General features: G+C 38.1%; 31 protein-coding genes. 19 read left to right on the top strand and 12 right to left on the bottom strand.

From position 1 onward, the window contains the following. Nucleotides 1–320: 320 nt before the first annotated feature. The 3 genes from MKY06_RS17345 to phaZ all read left to right on the top strand — a co-directional run bounded on the left by MKY06_RS17345 (nt 321) and on the right by phaZ (nt 2,236). Nucleotides 321–851, top strand: a complete 531-nt coding sequence (locus MKY06_RS17345; RefSeq protein ID WP_045291057.1) for an ECF transporter S component — start codon at nt 321–323, stop codon at nt 849–851. Nucleotides 852–940: 89 nt separating this feature from the next. After that, the gene (locus MKY06_RS17340; protein ID WP_013058089.1) at nt 941–1,132 is read left to right on the top strand and encodes a hypothetical protein; all 192 of its coding nucleotides are present in this window, start codon (nt 941–943) and stop codon (nt 1,130–1,132) included. A 207-nt stretch (nt 1,133–1,339) separates the two neighbouring features. Next, nucleotides 1,340–2,236, top strand: a complete 897-nt coding sequence (phaZ, locus tag MKY06_RS17335) for an intracellular short-chain-length polyhydroxyalkanoate depolymerase (protein WP_098288131.1) — start codon at nt 1,340–1,342, stop codon at nt 2,234–2,236. 218 nt (nt 2,237–2,454) lie between these two features. Here phaZ and MKY06_RS17330 read toward each other — a convergent pair whose 3' ends face one another. Then, on the bottom strand, nt 2,455–3,021 hold the full coding sequence (locus tag MKY06_RS17330; RefSeq protein WP_053487524.1) for a CBO0543 family protein: 567 nt from the start codon (nt 3,019–3,021) through the stop codon (nt 2,455–2,457). A gap of 268 nt (nt 3,022–3,289) precedes the next feature. Between MKY06_RS17330 and MKY06_RS17325 the strand changes: the two genes are divergently transcribed. The 5 genes from MKY06_RS17325 to MKY06_RS17305 all read left to right on the top strand — a co-directional run bounded on the left by MKY06_RS17325 (nt 3,290) and on the right by MKY06_RS17305 (nt 6,283). After that, on the top strand, nt 3,290–3,517 hold the full coding sequence (locus MKY06_RS17325; RefSeq protein WP_063672158.1) for a hypothetical protein: 228 nt from the start codon (nt 3,290–3,292) through the stop codon (nt 3,515–3,517). A gap of 104 nt (nt 3,518–3,621) precedes the next feature. After that, nucleotides 3,622–3,795 (top strand): hypothetical protein, encoded by a 174-nt coding sequence (locus MKY06_RS17320; RefSeq protein WP_176527327.1) that lies wholly within the window; start codon nt 3,622–3,624, stop codon nt 3,793–3,795. Between the two features lie 23 nt (nt 3,796–3,818). Beyond that, nucleotides 3,819–4,196 carry a hypothetical protein gene (locus tag MKY06_RS17315; RefSeq protein WP_013058086.1) on the top strand — a complete coding sequence of 126 codons (378 nt, stop codon included), beginning with the start codon at nt 3,819–3,821 and terminating at the stop codon, nt 4,194–4,196. Between the two features lie 274 nt (nt 4,197–4,470). Next, on the top strand, nt 4,471–5,094 hold the full coding sequence (locus MKY06_RS17310; RefSeq protein WP_029323155.1) for an FMN-binding negative transcriptional regulator: 624 nt from the start codon (nt 4,471–4,473) through the stop codon (nt 5,092–5,094). Between the two features lie 211 nt (nt 5,095–5,305). Then, nucleotides 5,306–6,283: a ring-cleaving dioxygenase gene (locus MKY06_RS17305; RefSeq protein ID WP_029323152.1), complete on the top strand. Its 978-nt coding sequence runs from the start codon at nt 5,306–5,308 to the stop codon at nt 6,281–6,283. Between the two features lie 69 nt (nt 6,284–6,352). Here the strand turns inward: MKY06_RS17305 and MKY06_RS17300 are convergent, their stop codons facing one another. The 4 genes from MKY06_RS17300 to MKY06_RS17285 all read right to left on the bottom strand — a co-directional run bounded on the left by MKY06_RS17300 (nt 6,353) and on the right by MKY06_RS17285 (nt 8,641). Further along, nucleotides 6,353–6,622: a YjcZ family sporulation protein gene (locus MKY06_RS17300; RefSeq protein ID WP_029323149.1), complete on the bottom strand. Its 270-nt coding sequence runs from the start codon at nt 6,620–6,622 to the stop codon at nt 6,353–6,355. A gap of 221 nt (nt 6,623–6,843) precedes the next feature. Beyond that, the gene (locus tag MKY06_RS17295) at nt 6,844–7,737 is read right to left on the bottom strand and encodes a tyrosinase family protein (RefSeq protein WP_053487522.1); all 894 of its coding nucleotides are present in this window, start codon (nt 7,735–7,737) and stop codon (nt 6,844–6,846) included. A 177-nt stretch (nt 7,738–7,914) separates the two neighbouring features. Then, complete coding sequence (locus MKY06_RS17290) at nt 7,915–8,427, bottom strand: hypothetical protein (protein ID WP_029323144.1); 513 nt, start codon at nt 8,425–8,427, stop codon at nt 7,915–7,917. Between the two features lie 4 nt (nt 8,428–8,431). Then, a complete protein-coding gene (locus MKY06_RS17285; RefSeq protein WP_029323142.1) occupies nt 8,432–8,641 on the bottom strand; it encodes a hypothetical protein in 210 nt (69 codons plus the stop codon). Nucleotides 8,642–8,839: 198 nt separating this feature from the next. Between MKY06_RS17285 and MKY06_RS17280 the strand changes: the two genes are divergently transcribed. After that, complete coding sequence (locus tag MKY06_RS17280; protein ID WP_098757725.1) at nt 8,840–9,379, top strand: GNAT family N-acetyltransferase; 540 nt, start codon at nt 8,840–8,842, stop codon at nt 9,377–9,379. 61 nt (nt 9,380–9,440) lie between these two features. Here MKY06_RS17280 and MKY06_RS17275 read toward each other — a convergent pair whose 3' ends face one another. The 3 genes from MKY06_RS17275 to MKY06_RS17265 form a co-directional block, all read right to left on the bottom strand. Beyond that, the gene (locus MKY06_RS17275) at nt 9,441–10,076 is read right to left on the bottom strand and encodes an FMN-dependent NADH-azoreductase (protein ID WP_013058078.1); all 636 of its coding nucleotides are present in this window, start codon (nt 10,074–10,076) and stop codon (nt 9,441–9,443) included. Between the two features lie 485 nt (nt 10,077–10,561). Beyond that, entirely contained in the window at nt 10,562–11,197 is a 636-nt protein-coding gene (locus MKY06_RS17270) for an FMN-dependent NADH-azoreductase (protein WP_013058077.1), read from the bottom strand. Between the two features lie 40 nt (nt 11,198–11,237). Continuing rightward, nucleotides 11,238–11,555 (bottom strand): winged helix-turn-helix transcriptional regulator, encoded by a 318-nt coding sequence (locus tag MKY06_RS17265; protein ID WP_013058076.1) that lies wholly within the window; start codon nt 11,553–11,555, stop codon nt 11,238–11,240. A gap of 220 nt (nt 11,556–11,775) precedes the next feature. On the opposite strand from MKY06_RS17265, the gene MKY06_RS17260 reads away from it, so the two are divergent. Both MKY06_RS17260 and MKY06_RS17255 read left to right on the top strand, forming a co-directional pair. Further along, nucleotides 11,776–12,018, top strand: a complete 243-nt coding sequence (locus MKY06_RS17260) for a spore germination protein (RefSeq protein WP_029323136.1) — start codon at nt 11,776–11,778, stop codon at nt 12,016–12,018. Between the two features lie 503 nt (nt 12,019–12,521). Continuing rightward, entirely contained in the window at nt 12,522–13,445 is a 924-nt protein-coding gene (locus MKY06_RS17255; protein WP_289916308.1) for a glycosyltransferase, read from the top strand. Here MKY06_RS17255 and MKY06_RS17250 read toward each other — a convergent pair. Beyond that, entirely contained in the window at nt 13,435–13,644 is a 210-nt protein-coding gene (locus tag MKY06_RS17250; RefSeq protein WP_236019586.1) for a hypothetical protein, read from the bottom strand. The genes MKY06_RS17255 and MKY06_RS17250 overlap by 11 nt on opposite strands. Before the next feature lie 77 nt (nt 13,645–13,721). Between MKY06_RS17250 and MKY06_RS17245 the strand changes: the two genes are divergently transcribed. From MKY06_RS17245 to MKY06_RS17225, 5 genes are all read left to right on the top strand, one after another. Next, nucleotides 13,722–14,342: a polysaccharide deacetylase family protein gene (locus MKY06_RS17245; protein ID WP_029323133.1), complete on the top strand. Its 621-nt coding sequence runs from the start codon at nt 13,722–13,724 to the stop codon at nt 14,340–14,342. Nucleotides 14,343–14,596: 254 nt separating this feature from the next. Beyond that, a complete protein-coding gene (locus MKY06_RS17240; protein ID WP_013058074.1) occupies nt 14,597–15,166 on the top strand; it encodes a LemA family protein in 570 nt (189 codons plus the stop codon). Continuing rightward, entirely contained in the window at nt 15,166–15,939 is a 774-nt protein-coding gene (locus MKY06_RS17235) for a TPM domain-containing protein (protein WP_098288127.1), read from the top strand. The genes MKY06_RS17240 and MKY06_RS17235 overlap by 1 nt, the downstream gene beginning before the upstream one ends. Before the next feature lie 153 nt (nt 15,940–16,092). After that, on the top strand, nt 16,093–16,281 hold the full coding sequence (locus MKY06_RS17230) for a hypothetical protein (protein WP_078082004.1): 189 nt from the start codon (nt 16,093–16,095) through the stop codon (nt 16,279–16,281). 137 nt (nt 16,282–16,418) lie between these two features. Next, entirely contained in the window at nt 16,419–17,789 is a 1,371-nt protein-coding gene (locus MKY06_RS17225) for a DUF2254 domain-containing protein (RefSeq protein ID WP_098399616.1), read from the top strand. Between the two features lie 36 nt (nt 17,790–17,825). Here the strand turns inward: MKY06_RS17225 and MKY06_RS17220 are convergent, their stop codons facing one another. Then, a complete protein-coding gene (locus MKY06_RS17220) occupies nt 17,826–19,130 on the bottom strand; it encodes an aldehyde dehydrogenase (protein ID WP_172738558.1) in 1,305 nt (434 codons plus the stop codon). Between the two features lie 60 nt (nt 19,131–19,190). Then, a complete protein-coding gene (locus MKY06_RS17215; RefSeq protein ID WP_098526379.1) occupies nt 19,191–19,817 on the bottom strand; it encodes a nitroreductase family protein in 627 nt (208 codons plus the stop codon). A gap of 457 nt (nt 19,818–20,274) precedes the next feature. Between MKY06_RS17215 and gdh the strand changes: the two genes are divergently transcribed. The 3 genes from gdh (at nt 20,275) to MKY06_RS17200 (ending at nt 22,463) form a co-directional block, all read left to right on the top strand. After that, nucleotides 20,275–21,060 (top strand): glucose 1-dehydrogenase, encoded by a 786-nt coding sequence (gene gdh, locus MKY06_RS17210; protein ID WP_013058068.1) that lies wholly within the window; start codon nt 20,275–20,277, stop codon nt 21,058–21,060. Between the two features lie 144 nt (nt 21,061–21,204). Next, nucleotides 21,205–22,194, top strand: a complete 990-nt coding sequence (locus tag MKY06_RS17205; protein WP_029323122.1) for a DUF4003 family protein — start codon at nt 21,205–21,207, stop codon at nt 22,192–22,194. 131 nt (nt 22,195–22,325) lie between these two features. Further along, nucleotides 22,326–22,463, top strand: coding sequence for a hypothetical protein (locus MKY06_RS17200; RefSeq protein WP_013058066.1), 138 nt, complete (start codon nt 22,326–22,328; stop codon nt 22,461–22,463). Between the two features lie 69 nt (nt 22,464–22,532). Here the strand turns inward: MKY06_RS17200 and MKY06_RS17195 are convergent, their stop codons facing one another. Further along, the gene (locus tag MKY06_RS17195) at nt 22,533–23,297 is read right to left on the bottom strand and encodes an MBL fold metallo-hydrolase (RefSeq protein WP_098526424.1); all 765 of its coding nucleotides are present in this window, start codon (nt 23,295–23,297) and stop codon (nt 22,533–22,535) included. Nucleotides 23,298–23,356: the final 59 nt, after the last annotated feature.

The raw sequence follows: 23,356 nt of genomic DNA, 5'->3' as shown, positions 1-23,356 counted from the left end.
TGGAATTCTAAGTTATTCCATTCATTTCTACAAACATATAACTTCTCATATTTATCAGCCTTCGTCAACTCTTGAAAAAGAACGATTTGCTCATATTATGCCCGAAGAGACTCTTTACCATAACAAAAATTAGGCGCCGCAGTCTGCTAAAGGAAGCAGAGGCAGCTTTCTTTTTTTAAGAACGTTTAGGACAATTTTTGAAGTTGGCGGATCCCTGTGTGCTGCTAGAATGATATATCTTACTAAATAAATAGTTTTACGTATTTATTAAGTATGTAATTAGGAGTATGATAGTAGTAAAAAAAGAAAGAGGTCAACAAATGAATTCAACGTACTCACCAAGAGAATCAACCAAAATCAAAGCTTTATCCATGCATGCGCTTTTTATCGCACTGACGTTTGTAGCGACAATGTTTATCAACATCAAGCTTCCAATCATGGGTAACGGAGGCCTTATCCATTTAGGCAACGTTCCTCTTTTTATAGCAGCCTTTCTTTACGGCAAAAAGACAGGAGCCATCGCTGGGGCTTTTGGAATGGGTTTATTCGACCTCATCTCCGGCTGGACAGCATGGGCGCCGTTTACGTTTATTATCGTAGGTACAATGGGCTTTTTAGCAGGTCTTATCTCAGAAAAAGCACCTGGTAAAAGAGCACTTGTGAACACACTGGCAGTTGTTGCTGCGCTGATTGTAAAAATCGTAGGCTACTATTTTGCCGAAGTGATTCTTTACGGTAACTGGATCCTTCCGCTTGGCTCTATACCAGGAAATGTGATGCAAGTTGTTATCGCCGGTATTATCGTCGTTCCGCTTGTAGGACGTTTAAAGAACAGAGCGGTACAGATTTAATTGGTCAATCGTAAGTCGTTTTACCATTATCCTATCCTTAAGTGATATACTTGATAGATATTCATCAAGTGAAAGGAGCGGAAAACACCATGAAATATTTAAAATCACAGATGAAGCAGCTCATTAAAGACAATCAGGAACTGCAAGGTAAGCTGAACGGACTGATGAAAGAGCACAGCCTTGAAAAAAACTTTGCTCTTAAAGCTCTGTACCATGCAGAAGTAGCTGAAGGCGGGAAATATCAGCTTGCCTATCAAGCACTGGACGCACCGAAAAAGTAATGGCCTTGTTGCTCATTCGTATATTTCTTCATTATAAAAAGGCAGCCAAATCGCGTATTTGGCTGTCTTTTTTAGCAAATAGAATGACATAGAATTATTTTGGGTTTTGCACAACTTCTTTCTAACTGCTTAAATCTTGATAAATAGGGTATTGAAAAATAAATGCTAGCGATCGTTCTAATTATATAAGAAAAGAGGAAAATAGCGATGACCGTATCTGCTTTAGAACAAGCAAAAGTAGAATTATCAAATGGAGAAACAGTAAATTACCGAATGAAAAAGGGCGGAAAAGAGGTACTTTTGTTAATTCACGGAAACATGAATTCTTCCCTTAACTGGGATGTGTTAATGAACGAACTTCCAGAACATATCACAGCTTATGCGATCGACTTAAGAGGATTTGGAGACTCCACTTATCATACACCTATTCACACAATCAAAGACTTATCAGATGATGTCAAACTGTTTGCAGATGCTTTAAAGTTGTCTGCTTTTACAATAAGCGGGTGGTCATTAGGAGGAGCAGTTGCTATGCAATATGTGATTGATCATCCGAATGATGCTAAAAAATTAATTTTATTAAGCTCCGTCAATATCAAAGGCTATCCGATTCCAAGAAGAACGTTTCTAGAACTGCCTATTCCTAACAACTTTATACAAACCAAAGAAGAAGTAAAAGAAGCATTTAGAATGGTAGAAAACGCGAAAGAAACAAAAAACACATGGTTTTTAAAAATGATGCTGCGTCAATTTTTATATACAAAAAATAAGCCGTCTGCTGATCAATTTGAAAAATATTTAGAAGAAACGATCAAGCAGCGCAACTTAATCGATATCAATTACGCACTCATGAGATTTAATATTTCAAACGATTTTAATGGTGTTGTGGAAGGGACAGGAGAGGTGGGGAAAATCACGATTCCGACTATGGTTATTCAAGGAGACGAAGATAAGATGGTTTCGACAAGAGATGCATCTGACATCGCGAAAGGCATAGGGGAAAATGCGGCGTTAAAAATTATGAAAGGTGTAGGTCACTGTCCGTTGTTAGATGATTTAAGCAGTTTAATGGACTTATACAACACTAATTTAAGCAGGGCTTAAATTAGTGAGATTTTCGCTGTTAACAGAAGTTTTATTATTGCTAGATGCAGCATGTTCTAAATCCACACAAGCAAAATGAGCTGCCTGCAAAATGCTTTGAGATGAACAAAGCCTGTTACCTTCTGAGGAAGCAGACAGCTAGTAAATAAAACAATCACAAAAAACGTAAGGTCTTTTCAAAAAGGCTTACGTTTTTTTATTGAGTGGACTTATTATATTTAATGTTGTTTTTCAAAATAAAGAAACAGATTGGTAATCCATTTTGATAGCAGTATCACAGCCAGATAAAATACAAATAAATGACCGTAAGTAGCCCATTCATGCAGCTGGAAAAAGCCAATCCCTGTTAATAGCGGTTTGAAAATAAAAGCAAAAAACAAACAAAGAGCAGTTGCATATACATAGTAATTTTTATGATGGTTAATTGTCCACTGATAAAGAAGCATAAAAGAGACAGGAATAAGCGAAGCATCTAGGCTAAAGCTTACGGGTATGATTGTGTTGATTTGGTAAGGATACGTCCACAGCCCGTTATAAACTCCAGCGGTGTCAATATAGTGAAACCAAACGTGCACGTTAAATCCATAAAACCCTAAGTGAAAGGCTTTTTTTCGGTCAATTAAAAAATAGAGAATGACTAAAGGTAAAATGAAAGCGCCCAAGGTAACCCAAAACTGCCAAGAACTTGGAGTGGAGTAGTGCTGCCAATATTCAGCCCACGTTTTGGCTAGATTTTCTTGTATGCTATGTATTTTTTTAAGATATTCCTGTTGGTTTGGTGTCAATGCAATCCATCCTTTTTAAGTAAGCAAAATTTCGTTACTTTTAAAATGCCCTTTTCTTAAGTTTTGGATACCTTTTCCTATTAAGATGTTCGTAACTTTCTGAGGAGAAATTATGCTTTTGATACATTAAGTGTAAAGTATGTAGTATTTCATTCTTTTATAGGCACTCCTCGGCTTTCCGCTATGCTAAAATAGTAGCTACAAAAAAGGAAAAATAAGGGAGAGTATAAATAGTCATATTTTAAACATAGTGATAGCAGTTTTGTGTATGATGGTTGGTTTAATGATTCTTTCTTTATCTCGGTCATTATCCGATGAATCAATGAAGCGGGTTCGGATTAAAGGTCTCCTTATCCCCATGTATTGGATAGCTAAAGGATGCTTTGGCGTATCGTTTGAGCGGTTTGTACGTAAATCGATGTATGTATTTGGAGTGATCTGCATGCTTACGTCGGTCTTGCTGCTCGGAGAGGCCGTTTATCAGCTCATCATTTAAAAAGCAGTTACAGCGACTGCTTTTTTTCCATTTTTATGAAACTTTTAGCGCAGTTTTTACGTATAAAAGGTATCAATAAAATAGTAGAGAAAAGGAGTGGTTTTTTGTCTCCAGAAAAGAAAAAGACAGATTATCTAGGAATGGGGTTAGGGATGGGCGTTGCGATGGGGGCTTCTCTCGGTATGCTTATGGATAATATTGGGTTCGGCATTGCTATTGGAACGGCCTTAGGAGTTGCTATTGGAACGGCAATGAACCAAAGGAATAAAAAGGAATAAAGTTTTGAAAGAAGGAGTTCAGAATGAAGTATTTTGACGAAGCAAAAGAACTATGGTTAAACTATGTCCCGAGAAATGGGCAGTCGGATATCGTAGAAGGAGAAGTCATCCGGGCCATTGAAAAGCTTCGCTGTGAAGCTCAAGGCAACGGAAATGCCAATTGGGACGGCGGATTTGAGATGCTGGTGTTATATATACTAGACGTATTGAATGATCCGGACGTATTCAGCACAGCTATGTTAGCCGAAATAAAAGCCGATGTTCACACCTTGCTCACTTCGGCAGAAGATCCGTATTTAGAAGACGACGTATACGATCGTTTGACCGACCGCGTCATTGAGTGGCATATAGCCAAAGGCGGACCTATCAAACGAGAAAAAAATCCTCAATTGTATAGATAAACGTGAGAAAGGAGCTGTTTTAAACAAGCTCTTCTTTTTTTGAGTTTCTGAAGCTTTATTTAACCAACGGGTATCTAATTGCATCATGTGCTAAATAAATACATATAAAAAAGCAGCGGTTTACATCGCAGCAGTGTAGCATAAGCTTCTTAAAAAATCGATTCATAAATGGTTAAATGTTTGCTGACCTCCATAAAAAGTTCATAACTGACGCTGTTGCAAACACGTATAGTATTATATCTTTTACTAAATAAGAGATAAAGGAGAAGCGCCGATGTATATTCCAAAGTATTTTAAAGTGAATGAGGAACAAATAATGTATGAATTTATTGAAGACAATGGATTCGCCACTTTGTTTTCGTATCATAATGAAAAGCCTTATGCTACTCATTTGCCCCTGATGTTAAACCGGAAAGAAAAAGCTTTATACGGACATTTTGCTCGTCCGAATCAGCAGTGGAAAGATGCTGAAAATCAAGAAATTTTGGTTGTGTTTCAAGGGCCTCACTGTTATATTTCACCTTCTTGGTATGAAACGAATCAAGCTGTACCAACATGGAATTATGAAGCTGTTCACGTGTATGGAACCATGAAAATGATTGAAGAACCAACAGAACTGCTTGGGCTGCTGAGAAAGATGGTGGAGAAATATGAAAGCCCGAGCAGTACATATACACTAAATGACGTTGATCCTGCTTATATGAATGGTTTAAGCAAAGGAATCATTGGGTTTAAAATCGACATCAGCAAAATGGAAGGTAAACAAAAGATAAGTCAAAATCATTCAGTCGAAAGACAGCAGTTAGTCATAGAAAAATTAGAGCAGACATCTCGTGAAAATGAAACAAAAATTGCGGAGCTGATGAAGCAAAATGTGCAGCGCGTGCTTAAGAAGTAACCGCTGTTGGAAAAGATCAGCAGTTTGTTAAAGGGAAGATAAAGAGAAACTAACTATGTGTTTAGTTTCTTTTTTATGTTCACAACATTTTCTTGTTATTGACAAACAGGCTGTATATCCTTTAAAATTATCTTTAATTAAAGATAATTAAATTAAAGATAATTTTAGTGGAAGTTAAAAAATTTATATATTATGAAAAGAGGCGGAGCAGATGGAATTGTTAGGGTTGCATCATGTATCTATTTTGACGGGGAAAGCTGAGAAAAACTATCAGTTTTTCACCAAAGTTTTAGGCATGCGATTAGTAAAAAAAACGGTTAATCAAGATAACACTCAGTCTTACCACTTGTTTTATGCAGATGGAGAAGGGACGCCAGGAACGGAAGTAACGTTTTTTGATATTCCGGGGCTTGCAAGAACGCATCAAGGTGCATCTGACATTTCGACTGTTTCGCTTCGCGTTAAAAGTACGGATTCTTTACACTTTTGGAAAGAGCGCTTCGAGCAGTACGGAGTGGAATATGAAGAAATAGCTAAACGAGCTAATCGTGATACGTTAGCATTTAAAGATTATGAAGGGACACGTTTGCTTCTTGTTGCGGACAACGGTGAAAAAGGGGTAAGAGCAGGTGTGCCGTGGAAGCGCGAAGACATTCCGTTAGAACATGCGATTATCGGTTTAGGACCGGTCACGCTAACGGTGGGTACGGCAGAACCAACTGTTGACGTACTGACAAATATTATGGGATTTCGCTACGTGGGTTCTTATCCATCTCTTGCAGGAGATCATAGAGATATTTTGGTTTATACAACAGGTGAAGGCGGAAGCGGAGCCGAAGTTCATATTGAAACGAGACCCGATTTGCCGAAAGTTCGCTTAGGGCGCGGTGGCGTTCATCACGTTGCATTCCGTGTTCCAAATGAAGAAGAATACAATAAGTGGGCAAGTCGATTAAATGAAAACAGTCTGCCGAATTCCGGTAAAGTAGAACGATACTATTTTAAAGCACTTTATTTCAGAGAACCAAACGGCATTTTATTTGAATTATCAACGGACACACCTGGATTTGCGACCGATGAACCGCTTGAAACGATGGGCCAAACATTAGCGCTGCCGCCATTTTTAGAGCCTAAGCGCAAAGAAATCGAAGAGAAGCTGAGACCGCTAGATTTGGACGAAACGCTATAGAATTCTTAAGGTGCCTGCCGCCTATTAAGACATTAAAAAACTCCAGTATTAATACTGGAGTTTTTTAGGTTAACACTCATCGTGCCAGAAACCGCAACCACATGCACCAATAATAATGAGTAAAATAAACAGTACGATGATAATGGCGAAACCATTACATCCATGGTGAGGAACGCCATATCCACATTCAGGAACCACATATCCATAGTCAGGCATTGAATATCCGCAGTGTGGAATCATATGATCATAAGCAGGAGCTGTATAGCCGTGGTGAGCCATAGCAGGTGAGAACGGCATATTTTCATTAGAACTAAAAGGTGCGTTTACGTTATTATGCATTTTGATATCTTCCCTTCATTTATAAAGCTTTGATAACTTATTCATATGTTCCAAGGTCCTCATATGAAGCTTATTCACAGCCCAATTATGGTTGATTAACTATATTTTATGGTGAATGGAAATGAAGCAGTGAGTTTTACGATGCTTGCGGCCTTATAAGTTATGTCAGAAGGGAAGGGGTTTACCTGATTTTGATTGCATACCGCTGTTTCTAGAACGGGTTATGATGAACGTTTTGATTTTCTTAATTCTATATCGTATACGTACCCAAGCTTTCGATGGTTCATAACGTCTTCAGGGGTTGTATTCCAAGGATACATCGGATCTCTAAAGTTTTGACCAAATGGCCCGTTTTTCATCGGCTGATAGTTTTGATTGCGATGAACAATTTGCCATACAGCCCAAATACGATCCACATTTGCGTGGTGTAAAAAGAAGACAGGATCATTCGGAGCAGTAGGGACAACGCCCATCTGTCCGCCAACCCAACGGTGTACGCGATTGTGAAGCTGTGGCCCGTTAATAAATCCTTCAAGCTGATTACGAAAGCTGTTTTGGCTGGTCATATCCCAAGGCGGCGTGTCATATTGAGTTATTTTTAAAGCATCGAGCACATCATCTCGAGTAGGCAATGTAGGTGCCTCTTTAGTTGCTCCAAAATTACGTTTTAGCCCTCCAGAAGGATTTCCTTGTTCATCGATCGTCGTCCAGCGCCCAGCTGCAAATGGCCCGGTATCGACGATAAAATCTTTTTTTGGATTTCCGTTTCCTCCCATAAAATCTGCACTCCAAATTTGTGACTGTGAGGGATCCTGCAGCTGTGCGTCCGTTTCCCATTCCCAATATGGAAGGGTTACTTCTGGATTGATTGATTGAAGGTCACGTTCGAATCGTAAAAGGTATTCACGATGCCACGGCAAAAAAGCAGAACTCATATGTGCTGCATTTCGATCGCTGCCCGGAGGAGTATGAAATTTACCTGCTGCACCATGCCAGGCTATATAGCGGTCATATATCCCTTTTTCCTTTAGTATTAGCACGGTACGAACAAAATCTCTTTTTTCCGTGTCGGTAAGCCGTAATACGTTTTTTCTAACTCTGTACTTGTTACTCATTTTTTAACCTCTTTCTAAAAAAGAAGCAAGGGGCTGTTTCTTTTTTATATTTAGAATATGTCCAAGAGGTAAGAGTGCTACTGTAAATTTACAGAGACTTTTTTAAAGGTGTAAATCATAAATAGAGGTAAAATAATAAAAGCAGGCATGCGCCTGCTTTTATTCACTGCATTATTATTAATGACCAATTGGATACATGGTCGTTACGCTGTAGTCGTAGTCTTTGCCTCTGTAGTCAGTATACACAACTCTAACTTCTTGGTTTAAGGAACTAATATACTTTTCTTTAACGTAGTTGCCAGATTTATTGTTGGTGCCGTCGTCACCTTCGTTGATGACTTCTTCAGCAACAGACATCGCTTGTTTTTCATTTAAATACTTGCTGAATTGGCTTTTACCTTGGTAATTGTCAACGCCTGGTTTTTGCATATGCGCGACAATGTGGCAATATCCATATTTATCATTTCCTTCTTGTAAGACAAGTTCTTTGCCGGTAAATAACCTGTCGCTTTGAGTCTCTGCAGAGCATTGGTTGCTTGATGTAGTGTCCGATGTGCTACTCGATGTGCTGCTTGAATTTTCATGCTGCTGAATGAGGGAAATGGGCGAATTGTTGGTAAATACAGCGATGAGAGCAATAACAAGTGCTACAATAGTGTATAGTATTTTGCTGTTTTTAAAAAAATCCATTTCTTTATGTGTCTCCTTTTTGAATCAACGTTAAAATCAAATCGACTTTCTTTTCTAGCTGATCAATTAAGTTTTGTTTTACTTGTTCTGATTGTAATAAAGCGCTTCTTAGTTCGTCCATATCTTTTTGCATATACGCACGGTTTTCTTTTTCTTGCTGCAGCTCTTTTTGAAGAGCGTGTATCGTGGACAGCAATTCTTTATCTTGGTTCATTTCTGCGTTCACCGCCTCTGTGTTGATAAAAAGCAACTTATGCCTACTATATAAAATACCACTATCTCCGCTGTAAATCGACTATTTGGATAGGAAATGAGTCCTCCCGGGTGAGGTTTTAGCAGGATATTGCTAGTTGAGAGGAGAATAGTATGGTTTACCGTAGGTAGATAAGCTGCGCAGAAAAGAGGGAAGAAAATGTTTCCGGAATTAGAGACAAAACGGCTGATATTAAGAAAAATTGTAGAAGATGATGCCGGTGAGATTTTAGAATGCTTTTCTGATGAAGAGGTGCTGCGCTATTACGGGCAAAAACCTTTAGAATCGATCAACCAAGTGAAGGAGATCATTAAGGATTTTTCCAAAGGCTACGAAGAAAAGCAATTGATTAAATGGGGGATTCAGCTAAAAGGAAAAGAAAAGCTGATTGGAACAATAGGGTTTCAAGAGTGGTCTTCTGAGCATAAGAAAGTAAACGTAAGCTATGCTCTTTTTCCAGAGTATTGGAACAAAGGATACGCAACAGAAGCCGTTCATGAAGCGATTTCTCATTGCTTCAACGAACTTCAATACAATCGCATAGGAGCGATTGTATTTACACAAAATAGTGGATCTATCGCCTTGTTGAGCAAATTAGGATTTAAAAAGGAAGGGATGCTAAGAGAGTACATGTTCCAAAACGGCATCCCGTTTGATACATATGTTTATTCGCTGCTGCGCGGGGAAGCCAAGATATAATTGTGAGCATAAAAAAAAGGAACATGGGGAGATGTTCCTTTTTTTATGCTTACATTTTTTGTTAGAACGTACGTGCAGCTTCTTTAGCGCGAGCAATGCCGTCTTCTTTAATTTCTTGTGCTTTATCTGGCATTGCAGCCTGTCCTTCTACAAATAGGCTTCCAATAGAAGGAACCCCGAAGAAGTTCATCATAATGCGCATATAGCGGTGACCCATTTCTAGTTCACCAGCAGGGCCGCGAGAGTAGATACCGCCGTTTGCTTGAATATGATACGCTTTTTTATCTGTTAATAGACCTACAGAACCTTCTGCTGTATATTTAAATGATTTTCCAGCTACTGCTACAGCATCTAAGTATGCTTTCATCACTGGTGGGAATGAGAAGTTCCACATTGGTGTAACAAATACATATTTGTCTGCTTGAGCAAATTGGTCACTTAACTCGTTTAAGCGAGCAACTTTGCGCTGTTCTTCAGGAGTAAGCGCGTCAAATTCTGCGCCGCTTCCAAGTTTACCCCATCCGCTGAATACATCGCCGTCGATGTGAGGGATATGTTCTTGATATAAATTAACATGAACAATCTCATCCGTTGGGTTTACTTCTTTATACTCGTTAATGAATGCGTCTCCCGCAGCCATACTGAATGATTGCGTAGCATCGTTAGGGTTTGCTGTAATATATAATACTTTTGCCATAATTCTTTTCACCTTTCTGTCTTCAATATATAAATGTTGTTTCATGAATTAAAGATAATATGTTCGAAAACATCTACTACGTTATTAATAGTAACTTACGTAACAAATTTAGTCAAAGGTTTTTTATTTGGTTTTATCATGTTTAAAACTTTTCTTGCTGATAACATATTTTCTGTTTTTATGCGTAAACCCTTTTAAGAAAAGGATTTACGCGTCTTACAGTACGATTTTAAATGTTATGATTTGAAAATAAATATCTTTTTTTGAAGGTGAATAATTTAAAAAAGAAAAAAGAAAAACATATATTTACATAACCTGCGTTATGAATAGTAACAAAAAATAACAGCGTTTCATCTTTCCTTTAAACCTATTTTCAGTGCAAACCGAGCAGGAAGGTGATCATTATTTCAAGGGAAATATAAGGGAGGGAAGAGTAAAGAAAAAGACCTCGATCTGCTTCGAGGTCTTTTTCGTTTCTATTGAATTTAAAATGTTTTGGCCATTGAATGGGCTTTTTGGAATGCTTTTTCTTTAATTTGCGGAATTTGATCCGGGAATTTTACTTGTCCTTCAATAATAATGCTTTCAAACGCTTCAATGCCAAAGAAATCCATCATAATTTCTAAATAGCGATGACCCATTTCTCTTGCCATTTCAGGGCCTTCTGAATACACGTCTCCGCGGGATTGAATGTGTATCGCTTTTTTTCCTTTAAGCAATCCCTGAGCGCCTTCTTTTGTATATGTAAAGGTTTTACCTGACACGGTGATCGCATCAATGTACGTTTTCATAATCGCAGGAACCGAAAAATTCCACATTGGCGTGACAAAAATATATTTGTCAGCGAGTACGAACTGTCCGCCTAGTTCGGCTAATCGTCCCACTTTTAATCGTTCATCCGTTGATAAATCCTGAATGGAAGAGTGAGAACGAAGCTTTTTCCATCCGTTAAATACGTCTGCATCTAAGTATGGAATATCTGCTTGATATAAATCTAAATGAACCACATCATCTTCTGGATGTGTTTGCTTATACACGTCGATAAATTCTTTCCCCACAGCCATGCTAAGCGATTCGTCTTCAGCTAAAGGGTGTGCAGTAATATAGAGAACATTTGCCATGATGCTCATCCTTTCTACGGAGTAATTTTAGTAACTGACATTAATCTTGGACCCAGCTTTCTGCCCACTGGCTAATCGGCCCTAATATTTTGCCTAGCTCTGTTCCTTTTTGAGTCAGCGAATATTCAGAACGAATAGGGCGGTCGGGAATAACATTTCGGACAACGATGCCGTGGTCTTCAAGCTCTTTAATCCGTTCTGTCAAAAGCCTTCTGCTTAAGGCTGGTATACTTTCATTTAATTCACTAAAACGTTTAGGACCGCTCATAAGTACATAAATGATTAATCCTGTCCACTTCTTGCCAATCAGTTCGAAACTTTTTTCTACTTTAGGTTGAATATCTTTTGGTTCGTCCATATTACGTATCCTCCTTCAAACAATATGGATGAAAAATAACTTATGCATTTATTGTAACAGAAAAAGCATAAAAACATGTGGAAACTTTGGGTGAAGCAGGGTGAAATGAATAATTTCACTAGTATTTGTACCTTGCTTTTCACTTTTTGAAAATCTTTCACACATAGGCTTGTTACAGCATACGATGTACGAATTCATTTTAAGAAAAGGTGGTATGGCCATGGCAGGAGTTATTAACATCTGTAACACAAGAATTAATGGTATGGCGAGGAACGGATCGATGAATTTTGGAGAAGTTCTTCACAACGGACACACAGCGGATGTTAAATCTGTTGGAATCAACTCAACCTATGGAGACATTTCAGCTGCTTGTGCGCGAATGAAAAACACAAATATGGATGCAGATATATTTGATCAAACGGCTGTTGCGAATATTGACGGGGTATATGGAAATCAGCAATAGAAATCATAGAGATAAAGCGGCTTATAACAAGCAAAGTTATAAGCTGTTTTTTAATGTTGTTGTATAGTAGGATACCTTCTATTTACTAATGATAAGCGAATGTAAATGTTCGTTCTAATTATAATGATAGAGCGAATCTGTTATATACGCCTTTTCTAAAAAAAATTATATATTGTACAAGCACCCGGTCATTTATTGAATAGTATATAGAGGAAAAACAAAGAAAGGATGATTAAAATAGACTTGTATGATTCCTATTACAACCGTTCTGATGGAAAATACTATATTAAAAAGAAAAGAATCTTAAACCCTTAAAAGAGTCTAAAAATAAAAGGGATAAAGTAGATAATTCATTATATAAAATGAGTATAAAAAATAATCACAAACACCCTATTAAAGTTAGCATCGTTATGCCCACTTATAATAAATATTATCAAACCTCTCTTTCGCTTTACGGTTTATCAAAACAAACGTTTCCTTAAGCTGAGTATGAAGTCATTTTAGTGGATGACGCTTCTTCCGATAATACGCCCAACATTTTTAAAGAAGCTGATGTCCCGTTCAAATTTAAGTATATCGGTATGAAACAAAATAAAGGGCGTTCCTCAGTACGTAATATAGGAATTAATCATGCTGAAGGAAATCTTTTAATCTTTTTAGATGGAGAAATGCTAGCGCCTCCTGCTTTTATTGAAAATCACTATAAACATCATGTGCATGAATCCAATCTTGTGGTTACTGGTGCCATGCATTATGAGGGAGTCTACACGTTTATTATGCCAGACTATAATGAAGATCAAGTGGCTCACTTGAAAGAACTAGTCAGCAGGGATCCTGAGTATAGAAGATTGTATGAAAACTATGAACAGACGCAGCAGCATTCAAATGTTCCTTGTCCTCTTGTAACAAAAGAAGATATTAATACAAACCGTTTTCAACGTTTATCATTTCCTAATCGTTATTTCCTTAACAGCGGGCTAAAACATTTCGGAGAGCGACTTGAAGGATTTACACTACCTTATATTGCATTTTTAAGTGGAAATGTATCAGTAAGAAAAGCGAACTTAAAAAAATCCGGTCTTTTTGATGAAACGTTTGTTGGCTACGGGGCAGAAGACTGGGAGCTTGGATATAGATTGTATAAAAATGGGGTGCAGTTTGTTTTAGATCCCTCTACGGTTGCCTATCATCAGGAACATGGGATATCGAAGCGGAAAGTGAAAGAGCAGTGGGGCAATCACTATCGTTTTGTTAAAAAACATCCCAATATAGACGTTCTTATTCTATCTCTTGAATGGAAAGAGCTTCCGTTTATGCATATGCACCAAACACTAGTTGAATATAAAGAGCTGAAGAAGCGTTTTCCTGACGAATACAATGAACTTACACATGCTTTTCGCGTCATGCTTTTTAGAATTATTGAGTAATTAAATAATGGACAGCCTGTGACGAAACTATATGAACTTCCTCCAGGCTCGGAAGAAAGAATAAAAATTCATCAGCAGCTTGAAACGCTGCGCCCCCGCGGATTTGACTACTTGGCGAGTTCTTTTGAACAAATCTATTACCTTTAGTAATTAACACTTTCAAAGAAAATATAGTATCGTCTCGTGAAAATCGTCTCACTGCAAAAACCCCTCAACTTACGCAAAAAAATTGAGGGGTTTATTTCTATATCTATTTTTTATATAAGGGGAGAACACATGAATCAAAATTCACCAAAATATGTTGCTTTAACGTTTGATGATGGGCCCTCAGCCTACACCGTTGCTATTTTAAAAATTTTAAAAAGATATAATGTACGTGCGACATTTTTTGTCGTAGGTGCAGAAGCGGAAAAATTTCCAAGATTAATCCGACGTATTCATAGAGAAAAGCACGTAATTGGAAATCATACGTGGAGTCATCCTGATATTACAACTCTTTCTAAACGCGAATTATGGAAAGAAATCACTTCTACAAATGCTCAAATAGAGAAAATAATAGGTTGTTCTCCAAAGCTGTTTCGTCCACCTTACAGTTCGATAAATGATACAGCTCTTGCTGATATTAAAGAATTGGGAATGACGTCTGTTCTATGGAATGTAGATAGTCAGGATTGGCGTGAAGAAGATCCATTGGCCATATGCAAACATACGATTAAAAATCTACAAGAAAAGAATCTTATTGTCATGCACGATGGGGATCGATACGGCAGCGGAGCGCGAGACCAAATTGTTACTTCATTGCCGAAACTTATTAAGTATTTAATAAATAACGACTATCAATTTGTAACGGTTCCTGAATTTCACCGAGTGGCATTCAAAATTGAAGGATGGTCTTAAGCAAAAAAAGGAATACCCAAGAGGTATTCTTTTTTCTATTGTGAAACAAGATAAAATCGAGAAGGGTTACATGTGCTAATTGATAGAAAGACTAGGTAGAGAAAAGTATTTCACCTTATAGAGGAATTGATTGTTAGGAGATGTCTTACTTATACGTTCAATATAAATAAAATTGGTAAAAAATGAATCTTTTTAGAGCATGATTCGTACTAGTAAGTAGATACATAATTTTGATGAAGAAAAGAGGTAGTACATTGAAAAACAAAGGTTTGATCGCTACGATCATTGTGCTAGTGCTTGTTGTAATTTACGGAGTGAGCTCTTACAATAGTCTCGTTAGCGCAGAGGAAGATGTAGATAATAAATTTTCACAAATAGATAATCAACTGAAAAGAAGATCTGATTTAATTCCGAACTTAGTGGAAACCGTAAAAGGCTATGCTAAGCATGAGCAGGAAGCAATTGATTCGGTCACTCAGGCAAGAGCGCAGCTAGCGGGAGCTAAAACTCCTGAAGACAAAGCTGATGCTAATCAACAGTTAAGCGGTGCATTAAACCGCCTGCTCGTAGTGGTTGAAAAATATCCGGATTTAAAAGCGAATGAAAACTTCAGAAGCTTAATGGACAGTTTAGAAGGAACAGAAAATCGACTCGCTGTAGCGCGTAAAGACTATAACGATGAAGTTGCAAAATACAATAAATCGGTTAAGAGATTTCCTAAAAGCATGTTAGCGGGTACGTTCGGCTTTGAAAAAAAGCCATATTTTGAAGTAACAAATGAAGAAAAAGAAGCGCCGAAAGTTGATTTTGGGAGCGATAAGTGATGAAATTTCTTGCTTCGTTTGCTTTATTATTGTCTCTTTTATGTAATACGGTAAGCGTTGCTTTTGCTGCACCTGATATTCCAAATCCGGTAGGCGATATTTATGTTCAGGATTTTGCTCATCTATTAAACGATCAGGAAAAAGCTGAAATAAACCAAATGGGCAGAAAATTGGATGATGAAACGAAAGCTCAAGTAGCGATTCTTACCGTGAATTCATTAGGTGATGCGGATGTAGAAGAGTACGCAAATGAAGCGTTTCGAAAGTATAAACTTGGTGATAAAAAGCTGAACAATGGCGTTCTTATTTTGCTCGCTAAAAAAGAACGAAAAGTTCGAATCGAAGTAGGATACGGGTTAGAAGGAGCCATCACCGATATCAAATCGGGAGAAATTTTAGATTCTTATGCTATTCCTAACTTAAAAAATGGCAAATACGATACGGCGCTAGAAAGCACATACAAAGCTGTTTATAACCAAGTCGTAAAAGAGTATGATTTAGGAACAGATTTTGAACAAAAAGTACCAAAAGCAGATGCTCCCTCTGATAGCGGCGTTCATTTAACAACTCTTCAAACGCTGCTGATTGCAGCTGTTATTGTGGGCTTGCTTATTCTCGACTTCGTCTTTTTTAAAGGAGCGATTACACAATTTCTGCTAAACTTCCTTGTGATGTTTGGAGGAAGAGGCGGAGGCGGTGGCAGCGGCGGCAGCGGTCCTCGCGGAGGTGGAGGCGGCAGTTCTGGAGGGGGTGGAGCGAGCCGAGGCTGGTAAAAAGATAAGAGTAAAAAGAGGCTGGGATAAAATTAGGTTAGTGGAAGGAAGATCCGAACGAGATGGATTCTTGATTGAGAATCCATCTCGTTCGGTTTTTTTATTTGTATGGTGAACATAGCTTTCATATCTTCATTCAGTTCCTTATAGCAGTTGATTGGAGGGCAAGACGAAGACTCCTGCGGGAAAAGCGGTACAGGTGAGACCCCGCAGGAGCGCAAGCGACGAGGAGGCTCACCGGCCGCCCGCGGAAAGCGAAGTCTTTCACGGAAATCAACTGCGGTGTCAAAAGCGGTTCAACTCATGTATCCTAGTTGTACGTATTTAAATCGAATTAATTAGGTATGTCTCAACCTCTTTTTTGCTTTGTACAGTTATACCTTAAAAAATAGATTTTTTCCATTATATAAGCATAATCAGAAAAATTTAGGGAACTAAGAAAAAAGTTAGAGATTTACAAATAAAAAGGAAGGTTTTATATGAATACATTTAGATGGATAGCGGCAAGGAAACAGCTCTCTCCTCGTGCTTTTAAAGATGAGCTAAATAGCCAAATATGGTTTAGTCCCTTAATTTATGCTCTTTTTTCTGTCCTTTTAGCTGCATTGACGCTGTTTCTTGATTATTACTGTAAAGTAGGAGAGAAGGTTCCTTCATTTTTTTCAATCAACATGGATTTAACCAATACGTTAGTGAGTACGATTATGCCCGGAATTCTATCGATTACGACGTTTACCTTTAATTTAATGCTTGTTGTGTTTACATCATTTGCAGCTCAGTTTTCTCCTCGCGTGTTAAAAAACTTTGCTTCTTCTAAATCTACTCAGCGAATTCTGGGGATTTTTATAGGGAGTTTTTTGTATACACTTTTTGTTTTTTTATTTTTAAACAGCTCTCAAGTAGACGGATATTTTGCGATTCCATTTGTGACGACGGCGCTATCGGTTTTTAGTGCGGGCACGTTTGTCTACTTTATTAATCACTCTGTGAAGTGGCTGCAAGTAAATCATATGACTCAATCGATGAAAACAGCGTCCATAAAAGCAATTAAGACAACAATCCGCGAGGAACTGGAGATTCATCGAACGCAGTCTAGTCATAGCGAACAATTTTCCTTTCCAGAAGGAGAAAAAAAGCCGGTATGTATTCAAACATCTGGCTATATTCAAACAGTGAACTACAGCCAATTGATTCACTGCGCCAAAGAGCATAATTTAGTTATAAAAATGGAGCGTGAAGTAGGGGATTATGTGCTCAGCGGAACCGTATTATTTTATTATTGGCATAGAGATTCGACAGAGCAGGATGAAATGGATTGTACCGCCTTTCACCAATATATCCATGTAGGGAAATCTCAGACTGATATTCAAGATACTACGTATATCATTACGAAGTTTGTGGAGATGGCAGTTAAATCACTAGGGAATGATGATTTCAAAACGGCGGTTAACTCCATTCATCAAATTAGCGATATTCTTCGGGAAATTTGTGAAGCTAGTCAATTTTCTTCTTATTTAGTGGATGACAGCGGCGTGATACGAATGGTGATTCCTGATAAAAAATTTGAGGACTTTTTATATGATGGATTCGCTAATATCCGGCACTATGCGAGGCGGAATATTATCATTACGATGGAGCTGCTCAAAACGCTTGGAAATCTCGCTGAGGCCATTGGACCAGCTTATTACGATGACATCTGGGAGTTTGCTGTATACATTTCTAAAGGCTTTGAAGAAGAGTATTTATTTGTTCAAGATAAAAAGTACTTTTTACATATTCTTTATGATTTAGCTATTTCTACAAAAAAAGAAGAGCAATATGAACAAATCGCCAAACAAATGAAGGAATAAAAAAGCCGAAGTCAGACGCTGACATCGGCTTTTTCTTTATTTATTTGAACGTTTTAAGATGCTTTTAGCATGTGAAAATGTATCGAAGCTTGCTTTTCCGTGATACGCACCCATTCCGCTGTCACCAACGCCTCCAAACGGAAGATAGTGAGATGTCATATGGTTAATTGTATCGTTAATAGAACCGCCGCCGAATGACACGCTGTTTAAGATGCGATCTTGGACTGCTTCATCTTCAGAGAAAAGATAAAGTGCCAATGGTTTTGGACGTTTTACGATTGCTTCAATTACTTCTGAGATTTCATCGTATACGATGACTGGAAGAATTGGTCCAAAGATTTCATCTTGCATCACATTGTCTTCCCATGAGATGTTGTCAAGAACAGTTGGTTCAATAAACAGACGAGAACGATCCGTTTTGCCTCCAAAAACGATATCTCCGTTTGTTAAGAAGCTGTTAAGACGATCAAAATGCTTTTCGCTCACTACGTGAGGGAAGTCTAGATTTTGTGAAACATCTTCGCCGTACGTGTTTGTTACGACTTGTTTTAGATTAGCTAGCAGCTCGTCTTTTACATTTCGTTGAACAAGAATGTAGTCTGGCGCTACGCAAGTTTGGCCAGCATTTGCAAATTTACCGCGCGCAATGCGTTTAGCTGCTTCTTCAATATTAGCATCTTCGTGTACAATTGTAGGACTTTTTCCGCCTAGTTCTAGCGTAACAGGCGTTAAATGTTTAGCAGCAGCTTCTGCCACGATTTTGCCGACCATTGTACTTCCTGTAAAGAAGATGTAATCAAAGTTTTCTTTTAGTAAAGCAGTGCTTGTTTCCACTTCACCTTCGACTACTGTCAAGTATTCTTCAGGGAAGTTTTCATTAAACATCTTAGCAAGAAGGCTTGACGTATGAGGTGTTAATTCAGAAGGCTTTAACACCACGCAGTTACCTGCAGCAATCGCGCCTACTACTGGTGATACAGCAAGTTGGAACGGATAGTTCCAAGGTGCAATCACTAGAGCTAAACCGTACGGATCTTGATAAATATAGCTTTTTGCTCCGGCGTGAGTAGATGGTGTTTCTACTTCTTTTGGCGCTGCCCATTCTGCAAGATTCTTAACTGCAAAGTCGATTTCGCTTAGCACAAGACCAACTTCTGCACGTTTTGCTTCAAATTCTGGTTTGTTAAGGTCAGCTTTTACTGCTTTTAAAATGTCGTCTTCATGACGTACAACAAGTTCTCTTAATTTCTTTAGCGTTTCGATACGGAACGCAACGTCTTTTGTTTTGCCGCTATTAAAGAATGAAAGCTGTTTTTTTGTAAGTTCTTGATAGTTATTCATTGGAAAGTCTCCTTTTACTTCACATTTTTAGCTCTTTATTTATTGAATAGAACTAGCTGCTTATTTCCAAGTTGTAACCGTATTGACCGGTAAACGGTAAGAAGCATGACCTTCGCTTGCTGCTTTTCCGATTGAGATAAGCATAATTGGAAGATAACGTTCTTTATCCAGACCGAATGCTTCTGCGATTAATTCTTTTTCGTATCCGCCGATTGGATTTGTGTCATATCCGTGAGCACGAGCAACAAGCATAAGCTGCATAGACACAAGTCCTGAATCTATTAAAACGATGTCTTTCATATCAGCTTTTGGCATGTTTTCATAAATTGGTTTAAAGAAATTTAGCTGCTGTTCTTTAATGTCTTGAGGCATATAGCCAAGTTCTACGGCTTGGCCAAAAATTTCGTCTGCATATTCGACGTTGTTCATGTCACCAAATACAGCAATAACAGCTGAAGATGTATGAACTTGTTCGCTGTTAAATTTCGCAAGTTCAGCTAATTTTTCTTTTCCTTCAGGTGTTTCAATCACAACAAAGCGCCATGGCTGCATATTAACAGAAGAAGGAGCGCGCATAGCTTCGGTAAGAATTTCCTCCATTTCCTCACGGCTGATTTTTACTGAAGGATCATATTTTTTAATTGAACGGCGTTTTAAAGCAATTTCGTTAAAGTCTTTTGTAGTCATAGTCATTATTCCTTTCTTTTTAGGCGTTAAACTTATTTATTTTCATTTCCATATTTTTGATTGCGGGCAATTGTTTGATATATCAATAATTGATACATCAACAATATAATACATTGATTTAAGAATTGCAAGGGAAAAAGTTTAAACTTGTGAAAAGGTGTTAACTTAGAAGTGGGAAGACAGACTCATTCTCCAGGGAACAAACAAATATGAGGAAAGTGAGAGATAAAAATAAATTATAAAAATGATCAAACAAAAAGTTTGACTACTTTATCTCTCTTGGTTACGATAAGTAACGAAAGGAAACAAAAGTGAATTTGTCTCTTTTTAAATGACATACAGTTTAAGAAAGAAGAGACAAAGAGATATTTCTTCTCTATTTAAAAACCTAAACTGTATTTATAATTAGTACAGTATAGCAAGACATATCACGCAGGAAAAGTAGGAGGACTTCAAGATGTACACAGATTTAAAAGATAAAGTAGTAGTTGTAACAGGCGGATCAAAAGGATTGGGTCGCGCAATGGCCGTTCGTTTTGGTCAAGAGCAGTCAAAAGTGGTTGTAAACTACCGCAGCAATGAAGAAGAAGCGCTAGAAGTAAAAAAAGAAATTGAACAAGCTGGCGGCCAAGCAATTATTGTTCGAGGCGACGTAACAAAAGAAGAAGACGTTGTGAATCTTGTAGAGACAGCTGTTAAAGAGTTTGGCACATTAGACGTTATGATTAACAATGCTGGTGTTGAAAACCCGGTTCCTTCACATGAATTATCGTTAGAAAACTGGAATCAAGTAATCGATACAAACTTAACAGGCGCGTTTTTAGGAAGCCGCGAAGCGATTAAATATTTTGTTGAAAATGATATTAAAGGAAACGTTATTAACATGTCCAGCGTTCACGAGATGATTCCTTGGCCACTATTTGTTCACTATGCAGCAAGTAAAGGCGGTATGAAACTAATGACAGAAACATTGGCTCTTGAATATGCGCCAAAAGGTATCCGCGTAAATAACATTGGACCAGGCGCGATCGATACGCCAATCAACGCTGAAAAATTCGCAGATCCGGAACAGCGTGCAGACGTAGAAAGCATGATTCCAATGGGCTACATCGGCAACCCGGAAGAAATTGCATCAGTTGCAGCATTCTTAGCATCGTCACAAGCAAGCTACGTAACAGGTATTACACTATTTGCTGATGGCGGTATGACAAAATATCCTTCTTTCCAAGCGGGAAGAGGTTAATAAATAAAGCTGAAAGAAAAAAGACCTTGGGATATCCCGAGGTCTTTTTTGTATGCAACAAACACAGGTTTAATTTACTAAATATTGAAACTTTTATTGAAGTATTACGTATATAAACTAACCACAAATAAAGGACGTGTTGATATGCTACCGGAAACGATTCAACAAAAAGTAGAGCAGTATAGAGGTTTTTATATCAGCTTAAAAAATGAACTCAAATGGAAAGTGGCAGATCACAAGCAGTTTATGGCTATCGCTTCTATGTATGTAGTGAAAGGCAAATCGCTTCAGCTTCAGCCTTATATTGAGTTAAGTGACTATATTAAAAATCAAGTAGGAATGTTTTCTACATTAAAATCATCGCAGCGGTTTACGATCGCAGCCATGCTGGATACCCGCTATGAGAATCCAAAAGAAACGTTTCATGAATTTCTGGATGTATATGATCAATTGGTACAAGGCGGGTTTACTAGAGGCGCATTTACGTATATCGCGGCTTTTGCTATGCTGTCGAATGAGTCGAGTCGAAGTCATAAAGAAATGGTTCGAAGGTCAGTAGAAATTTATCAAGGCATGAAAAAAAAGCATCTCTTCCTCACATCAAGCGGTGATGTACCTCTTGCCGTTTTATTAGCTGAAACGAGCGAGTCTGTTGATGATTTGATGCATGAAATTGAACACTTTTATACCACATTGGCGCAGCATGGATTTAAAAAAGGAAATGACCTTCAGTTTTTAAGTCATATTCTCGCAAACGATAAAAACTTACATGGAGATACCCTTATTGAAAGGTGCCTAGCAGTAAAAGAAATCTGTGAATCGGCAGGTATGAAAGTAAAAGCAATGCATTACCCAGTCCTTGGCTTATTAGCACTGTTTGAAAAACCGGAAGCTGAAATTGAAATTATCCATGAAGCGGTAAAGCAGCTGAATGCAGATAAACTTTTTAAGTGGCAGAAAGACATCAATGTTATGCTGGCGGTTAATCTGGTTATCAGTGAAAAGCTAAAGGATTCTAGACTGGTCGAAACAGGCATCTATACAACGATTGAAACGATAATTCAAGCTCAGCAAGCGGCTATGCTAGCGGTTATTGCGAGCACTTCAGCGGTTGCTACTACGACTACTACTTGATAAATTAACCGGCTATAAAAAGAGGCTGGGACAAAAGTATGTTAGTTGAAGGGTGACCTGAACGATAAATCGGTCGGATTTTTTATTGGTAGAGGGAAGGTAGGTTTACTCAATTTAGTTACTTCTAGCTGTTGATTGGAGGGCAAGGCGAAGACTCCTGCGGGAAAAGAGGAACAGATGAGACCCCGCAGGAGCGCAAGCGACGAGGAGGCTCAGCGGCCGCCCGCGGAAAGCGAAGCCTTGCACGGAAATCAACAGCGGTGTCATAAGCGAGCGATCCATGCGATCTCATTTGTCTGTCTTTAGATTGGAATGATTTTGTTATGTCTTAATCTCTTTTACTTAAAAGTATAAACCTCGCCATCATCTGGAATAAAGACGCGGGACGCCATATCTTTTTCGTTGATAAAGCCTTTTAGCTCTTCTCTTGATAACGTCCAGTGATTTACAGCTTCCATATGGACAGAAATAATCGTAGCATGAGGTGCCGCTTTAAAAACTTGGTAAATATCTTCTTTCCCCATCACAAGAGAACCGCCTTCTAAAAATTGATTATCTCCGCCGTTTACGACAATGATCTCTGGTTTATGTGTATTGATCTCTTCTTCAACAGCGGAATACCATACCGTATCTCCAGCTACATAAAGCGTTTTTTCATTCTTATGTTTAAAAACAACGCCGCACACTAAACCAGTACGCTTTAAAATTTCTCCTCTTCCGTGTTCACCTTTTGTTTTGATTAATTCAACGCCTTCAAAAACCGTGTTTTGCGTAAGTACTTCTACATTTTTAAAACCAGCTTCTTTTACTACTGCGGCATCTTCTTCATTTTGAACGAACATTTTGATGTCTTTTGGCAAAGCCTGTTTAGCAGCATCGTCAAAATGGTCTAAATGGAGGTGAGTGACAATAACCGCATCTACATCAGCAATAATTTCTTCAACGGATATCGGTAAGTTCACTAAAGGGTTGTTTTGATCTTGTCTGATCGAATTTGGGAAAGGAGGGTACGTGCCTTTCTCCGCTAACATAGGATCAATTAAAAACGTTTTTCCTCCGTATTCAACAATTAGAGTAGCGTTACGAATATGTCTAATCTTCATCTGTATCTCTCCTTTTTTTGATCTACGTATAGTTTATAGGATACTCTAGTTGCAAATAC

This window comes from Priestia sp. FSL P4-0332 (assembly GCF_038005845.1).
Lineage (GTDB): Bacteria > Bacillota > Bacilli > Bacillales > Bacillaceae_H > Priestia.
This window is presented reverse-complemented; position numbering and strand designations above follow the sequence as displayed.

Excerpts from the sequence above, each read along its gene's own strand:
- MKY06_RS17345 (WP_045291057.1), top strand. The coding sequence starts at position 321 with ATGAATTCAACGTACTCACCAAGAGAATCAACCAAAATCAAAGCTTTA.
- MKY06_RS17340 (WP_013058089.1), top strand. The coding sequence starts at position 941 with ATGAAATATTTAAAATCACAGATGAAGCAGCTCATTAAAGACAATCAG.
- phaZ (WP_098288131.1), top strand. The coding sequence starts at position 1,340 with ATGACCGTATCTGCTTTAGAACAAGCAAAAGTAGAATTATCAAATGGA.
- MKY06_RS17325 (WP_063672158.1), top strand. The coding sequence starts at position 3,290 with ATGATGGTTGGTTTAATGATTCTTTCTTTATCTCGGTCATTATCCGAT.
- MKY06_RS17315 (WP_013058086.1), top strand. The coding sequence starts at position 3,819 with ATGAAGTATTTTGACGAAGCAAAAGAACTATGGTTAAACTATGTCCCG.
- MKY06_RS17310 (WP_029323155.1), top strand. The coding sequence starts at position 4,471 with ATGTATATTCCAAAGTATTTTAAAGTGAATGAGGAACAAATAATGTAT.
- MKY06_RS17305 (WP_029323152.1), top strand. The coding sequence starts at position 5,306 with ATGGAATTGTTAGGGTTGCATCATGTATCTATTTTGACGGGGAAAGCT.
- MKY06_RS17300 (WP_029323149.1), bottom strand. The coding sequence starts at position 6,622 with ATGCATAATAACGTAAACGCACCTTTTAGTTCTAATGAAAATATGCCG.
- MKY06_RS17295 (WP_053487522.1), bottom strand. The coding sequence starts at position 7,737 with ATGAGTAACAAGTACAGAGTTAGAAAAAACGTATTACGGCTTACCGAC.
- MKY06_RS17290 (WP_029323144.1), bottom strand. The coding sequence starts at position 8,427 with ATGGATTTTTTTAAAAACAGCAAAATACTATACACTATTGTAGCACTT.
- MKY06_RS17285 (WP_029323142.1), bottom strand. The coding sequence starts at position 8,641 with ATGAACCAAGATAAAGAATTGCTGTCCACGATACACGCTCTTCAAAAA.
- MKY06_RS17280 (WP_098757725.1), top strand. The coding sequence starts at position 8,840 with ATGTTTCCGGAATTAGAGACAAAACGGCTGATATTAAGAAAAATTGTA.
- MKY06_RS17275 (WP_013058078.1), bottom strand. The coding sequence starts at position 10,076 with ATGGCAAAAGTATTATATATTACAGCAAACCCTAACGATGCTACGCAA.
- MKY06_RS17270 (WP_013058077.1), bottom strand. The coding sequence starts at position 11,197 with ATGGCAAATGTTCTCTATATTACTGCACACCCTTTAGCTGAAGACGAA.
- MKY06_RS17265 (WP_013058076.1), bottom strand. The coding sequence starts at position 11,555 with ATGGACGAACCAAAAGATATTCAACCTAAAGTAGAAAAAAGTTTCGAA.
- MKY06_RS17260 (WP_029323136.1), top strand. The coding sequence starts at position 11,776 with ATGGCAGGAGTTATTAACATCTGTAACACAAGAATTAATGGTATGGCG.
- MKY06_RS17245 (WP_029323133.1), top strand. The coding sequence starts at position 13,722 with ATGAATCAAAATTCACCAAAATATGTTGCTTTAACGTTTGATGATGGG.
- MKY06_RS17235 (WP_098288127.1), top strand. The coding sequence starts at position 15,166 with ATGAAATTTCTTGCTTCGTTTGCTTTATTATTGTCTCTTTTATGTAAT.
- MKY06_RS17225 (WP_098399616.1), top strand. The coding sequence starts at position 16,419 with ATGAATACATTTAGATGGATAGCGGCAAGGAAACAGCTCTCTCCTCGT.
- MKY06_RS17220 (WP_172738558.1), bottom strand. The coding sequence starts at position 19,130 with ATGAATAACTATCAAGAACTTACAAAAAAACAGCTTTCATTCTTTAAT.
- MKY06_RS17215 (WP_098526379.1), bottom strand. The coding sequence starts at position 19,817 with ATGACTACAAAAGACTTTAACGAAATTGCTTTAAAACGCCGTTCAATT.
- gdh (WP_013058068.1), top strand. The coding sequence starts at position 20,275 with ATGTACACAGATTTAAAAGATAAAGTAGTAGTTGTAACAGGCGGATCA.
- MKY06_RS17205 (WP_029323122.1), top strand. The coding sequence starts at position 21,205 with ATGCTACCGGAAACGATTCAACAAAAAGTAGAGCAGTATAGAGGTTTT.
- MKY06_RS17195 (WP_098526424.1), bottom strand. The coding sequence starts at position 23,297 with ATGAAGATTAGACATATTCGTAACGCTACTCTAATTGTTGAATACGGA.